Here is a 4,858-nt window from a genome sequence, read left to right as displayed (position 1 = left end):
AACACTCACCCTCAAGTTCCTCCGAATTCTCGCAAATCCAAAGAAGACGCATGAAGATGGTACTCCGCTATATATGTATTACATATCACATAGAATTAAACTTCAAGGTATAGGTTATTCAAAGAGGTATTTTGAGAATGGTATATCTGTAGATATAGAAAGGATTGAATTTATGAATTATAGAGAAAAACTTAGAGAAAGGCTTTCAGGCATGCTTTTTCTTCAATTTAAAGAAAGTACGCTTAAGGATACATTTAAAATAGATATTAAGAAGTATAAGGATATAGAAGAGGTATATGTACCTGTAGATACTAAATATTTATCCAATAATATAGCAAATGAAGAGGCTATAAATAACCTACCAATTACTGTATTTCTAGAAGGGATGTTTTTTTCTTTAGGAGCAGATGAGGGATTTAAGTATAATAAAGTATACATTGAAATTATAAAATCCTTAACTTCAAGTAAGGATTTTATTAAAGGAATTATAGCAAATAGTGTTAAAGATGGGGATCTAGAAAAAGCTTTTATATTAGTGAATGGATTATTAAGGTTTGAAAAGGATAAAGAGATTTTTGAGAAGGCCTTAATTATATGTGAAGCTATAAGAGAAAAAAATAATAGTTTTACAGAAATAGAAGAGGACATAGTAGAAGAATATTTAGTTTATCATAATGATAAAGAGGGGTATTTTTACAAATCTCTTATCCTTAGAGATAAAGAAGAATACGAGCTTTCATTAATTAATTTAGATGAGTATTTAAATAAGGGTGGAGAGAAAACAAGAGAAATATTAGAGTTTAGACAGTGGCTTGAGAGTGCAGTGAATTACGAAAATGGAAAAGCCCTTGTATATGATGATCCTAAAAAAGCCATACAATTATTATCTCCTTTAGTGGAAGAATTTGAGGATAATTCTCTTTTATATTATCATTTAGCTGTTTCATACAGAGTTCTTGGGCTCAATGAGAAGGCAATATATTATTTAAATGATGCATTAAGGATTGATAGTGCTTTTGCAGAACCTTTAAATGAGCTTGGACTTAACTATGCTTGTCTTGGAGATTATGAAACTGCTATAGAGTATTTTAAAAAGGTATTTGAAGTTACTAAGAGTATAGAAATATGTACTAACATAGCTATGTGTTACATAAAGCTTGGAAAATATAAAGAGGCGGAGCTTCATTTAAATATAGCAGAAAAGATAAATCCAGAGGATGAAGTGGTAAAAGATATTAAAGCTACCTTAAAGAAATAAAGGAGTAATAATACTAAACATTGCAATGTTTTTTGATGGTATGATATAATCCATTTAACATAGGAAAATATGAAATACCAAGGTATTGAAGGAGAGTAATTTATGTTATGTGCATTAATAATGGCAGGAGGAAAAGGAACTAGGTTTTGGCCATTATCAACTGAAGATAAGCCAAAGCAGTTTTTAAGCCTTCTTTCAGAGAAAACTATGATTCAGATGACAGTGGATAGAATAAGTAGAGTAGTACCCTATGATAGAATTTTTATAGTAACCTGTGAGGATTATATAAAGTATATAAAAGAACAGTTACCTTATATAAAAGAAGAAAATATAATAATTGAGCCTATGGGAAGAAACACAGCCCCATGTATAGCCTTATCAGCTTTTGAGATAAATAGTAGATTTAAAAATAGTACTATGGTGGTTTTACCAGCAGATCATTTAGTTCGTGATGAGGAAAGGTTTGTTTCAATAATAAGAGAGGCTTATGGGTTTATTGATAATCATATTTCATCCATAGTAACCATAGGGGTTAAACCTACAAGACCTGAAACTGCATATGGATATATAGAGTATAATGAGGATTCTTTAAATGGTGGGTTAAAAACAGTTAATAGATTTGTAGAGAAGCCTAATATAGAAAAAGCTATGGAGTATTTAAGAGAAGGAAATTTTCTTTGGAATAGTGGGATATTCTTATGGAGTAGTAGCTATATATTAGAGCTTATGAAGAAATATTTAAATAATACATATAATCTTTTAGAGGATGTTTATAAATATAAAGGAAAAGATTTTTATGAAAAACTAAAAGAAGCTTATAGTAAAGTTGAGAATATATCAGTAGACTATGCTATTATGGAGAAGGTTGAAAGTATATATGTTATAGAAGGAAGTTTAGGATGGGACGATGTAGGAAGCTGGAAGGCTATAAGTAGATATAATATAAAAGATTTTAAAGAAAATATTAAAATGGGTAAAGTAAAGCTTATAAATTCAAAGAATAACATGGTAGTATCAAGCAATAAAAAAATAATCTTAGCAGATGTTGAGGATTTAATTGTGGTGGAAAGTGATGATACTATAATGATAACTAAAATGGAGAATATTGATAAGGTTTCTTCTTATAGGGATAAAATCTAGGAGGATACTATGAAGAAAGATAGAGTACAACTTTTAAATATATATGTAGATAATGTAGATATGAAAGAGGCAATAGATAGGGTGGAAGAACTTGCAACCACAGACGGTTATCATTATGTGGTAACACCTAATGTGGCTCACTTAGTAAGTCTTGAAGAGGATTTAGAGTTTAGACAAGTATATGATAATGCAGATCTAATATTAACAGATGGAATGCCACTTATTTGGATTTCTAATTGGTTTAAAAAGCCTATAAAAGAGAAGGTATCAGGTTCTGATTTATTTCCATTAATGTGCGAGAGAGCAGCGAATAAGGGATATAAGGTTTTTCTTTTAGGGGCAGCAGAAGGAGTTGCAACCTTAGCAGCTGAAAAACTTAAAAATAAATATAGTAATCTGCAAGTGGTAGGAACATATTCACCACCTTATGGTTTTGAAAAAAATCCGAGGGAAATACAAAAGGTGTTAGATATAGTAAATGAAGCAAAGCCTCATATATTATTTGTAGGACTGGGAGCTCCTAAGCAAGAAAAGTTTATATTTAGATATAAGGATGAACTTAAGGTTCCTGTATCCCTTGGTATAGGAGCATCCATAGATTTTGAAGCTGGAAATATTAAAAGAGCTCCAAGATGGATGCAAAAATCAGGTCTTGAGGGATTCTATAGATTTTTCAAGGAACCTAGGAGAATGTTTAAACGAGTATTTATAGATGATTTTAAAATAGTTAAGCTTATATTTAAGTACAAAAAACACATGAAGTAGGAGAAAGTTATGAGATATTGCATGGAATATTTAAAAACTGAGAATGTAAACTTAGTAAAAGATATGGGTATGATTCCGTATAAGCTCTATAAAAATTATAATTACGATTCTTATGTTGCTACTTATAAAAATGGAGAGTATCCTTATGCTAATAAAGAAGTTAAAGGACTTAAGATTAATTTTGTTAAGAAGTTATTCCATAGCTATTCTTTAGACGGAGCACTACATATATTTAAGAATGGTAAAAATATTGATTGCCTACATCTATTCCATGTAACTTTAAGTTCTGTTTTTTATGCTATTGTCTATAAGATGGTAAACAAAAAAGGTAAAATATATTTAAAGTTAGATTGTAGTCATAAACTTCCAGATAGAATAAAATCTCAAGGGGATTTAGGAAGGAAGTTAACGGATTATTTTTTTAATAAAGTAGATTTAATCAGTGCTGAACAAGAAATGTTATATAAAGAACTTAAAGATATGCTTCCTAAGGTATCACATAAGATGATTAATGTCCCTAATGGAGTAGATTTTAAGGCAATAGAGGATATGGGACTAGATTATAACTTTTATGAAAAAGAGAATATAATTGTAAATGTGGCTAGAATAGGCGCTGAAGAAAAACGAACAGAAGTCCTTTTAGAAGCTTTTAGTAAAATTCCTGGTATTGAAAATAAAGGATGGAAATTAAAACTTATAGGACCCATAGAAAATAGTTTCCTCCAATATATAGAAAAATACTTTGAAAAACATCCAAAACTTAGAGATATTGTAATTTTTCAAGGTAATATTGAAGATAGAAAAAAACTTTATGAAGAGTATAGGAAGTCAAAGATATTTACCTTAACTTCTAATTGTGAGAGTTTTGGAATAGCTTTTATAGAAGCAGCAGCCTTTGGAAATGTTATTGTGTCAACAGATGTAGGAATTGCTAAAGAGCTTGTAGTAGATAATAATGGGGCACTGGTGGATATTGATGATGTAGAGGGACTTGCTCTATCTTTAGAGAGATTTATGGATAAGGATGATATTTTGGAGCTAAGTAATAAGACTTATCACATATGCAAGAGTAAATTTAATTGGGATATTATAGTAGATAATCTCCATAGAGAAATAGAAAAATTATTTTAAGCTACCAAATTAATTGGTAGCTTTTGTTATAAATAATATATGTACTTATAAAAAGATTTCTAGATTAAAACATCTTAATAAAAGACCTTTTTATAATTAGGTTACCTTTTTCTTATTTGAAGAGCAAAAAGATCTTCTAGGGAAGAAGTAAGGTGAGAATAACACATAGAAATTCCTTCATTATATATCTCTGGTGCAAGTTCTTCAAGGAAAAAGTTTAAAATTAAAGATGCCCTTAAGTCTCCCAATTCTTCATTCTCATTATTTAAAAAGTATTCTTTAATTGAATTAATCATTTCCAGTCTTTTTTCTTTAGTAATTTTAATAGAATTATTCAATATAATCTCCTCCTAAAATTGAATTTATAGATTCTTAACCATGTATATTAGTTTATACATGCAATTAATTAAACTTTTGAAAATAATAGACTTTAAGTAGTTTATAAAAGTTACAATTCTAATAGTATAGGTAATTTTAACTGATACATGGACTTAAGTTATTAAAAATTGTAGATTTTAAGTAATTTATAAAATATTCTTTCAATGAAATATCCTATAATTTTAT

Annotated in this window: 5 protein-coding genes; 4 read left to right on the top strand and 1 reads right to left on the bottom strand. The window is 28.9% G+C overall.

Going from position 1 to position 4,858, the window contains the following annotated elements; genetic code table 11:
- The 4 genes from AB2369_RS11450 to AB2369_RS11435 all read left to right on the top strand — a co-directional run.
- Window positions 1-1,258 (top strand): tetratricopeptide repeat protein (locus AB2369_RS11450; protein WP_367666610.1); only part of this gene is annotated, 1,258 nt, incomplete at its 5' end.
- A gap of 102 nt (window positions 1,259-1,360) precedes the next feature.
- Window positions 1,361-2,398 (top strand): mannose-1-phosphate guanylyltransferase, encoded by a 1,038-nt coding sequence (locus AB2369_RS11445; RefSeq protein WP_367666609.1) that lies wholly within the window; start codon window positions 1,361-1,363, stop codon window positions 2,396-2,398.
- Window positions 2,399-2,407: 9 nt separating this feature from the next.
- On the top strand, window positions 2,408-3,163 hold the full coding sequence (locus AB2369_RS11440) for a WecB/TagA/CpsF family glycosyltransferase (RefSeq protein WP_367666608.1): 756 nt from the start codon (window positions 2,408-2,410) through the stop codon (window positions 3,161-3,163).
- A 9-nt stretch (window positions 3,164-3,172) separates the two neighbouring features.
- Window positions 3,173-4,294: a glycosyltransferase family 4 protein gene (locus AB2369_RS11435; RefSeq protein ID WP_367666607.1), complete on the top strand. Its 1,122-nt coding sequence runs from the start codon at window positions 3,173-3,175 to the stop codon at window positions 4,292-4,294.
- Between the two features lie 101 nt (window positions 4,295-4,395).
- Here the strand turns inward: AB2369_RS11435 and AB2369_RS11430 are convergent, their stop codons facing one another.
- The gene (locus AB2369_RS11430; protein WP_367666611.1) at window positions 4,396-4,638 is read right to left on the bottom strand and encodes a DUF2164 family protein; all 243 of its coding nucleotides are present in this window, start codon (window positions 4,636-4,638) and stop codon (window positions 4,396-4,398) included.
- Window positions 4,639-4,858: the final 220 nt, after the last annotated feature.

It is taken from the genome of Clostridium sp., assembly GCF_040797585.1.
Taxonomy (GTDB): Bacteria; Bacillota; Clostridia; order Clostridiales; family Clostridiaceae; genus Clostridium_Z.
This window is presented reverse-complemented; position numbering and strand designations above follow the sequence as displayed.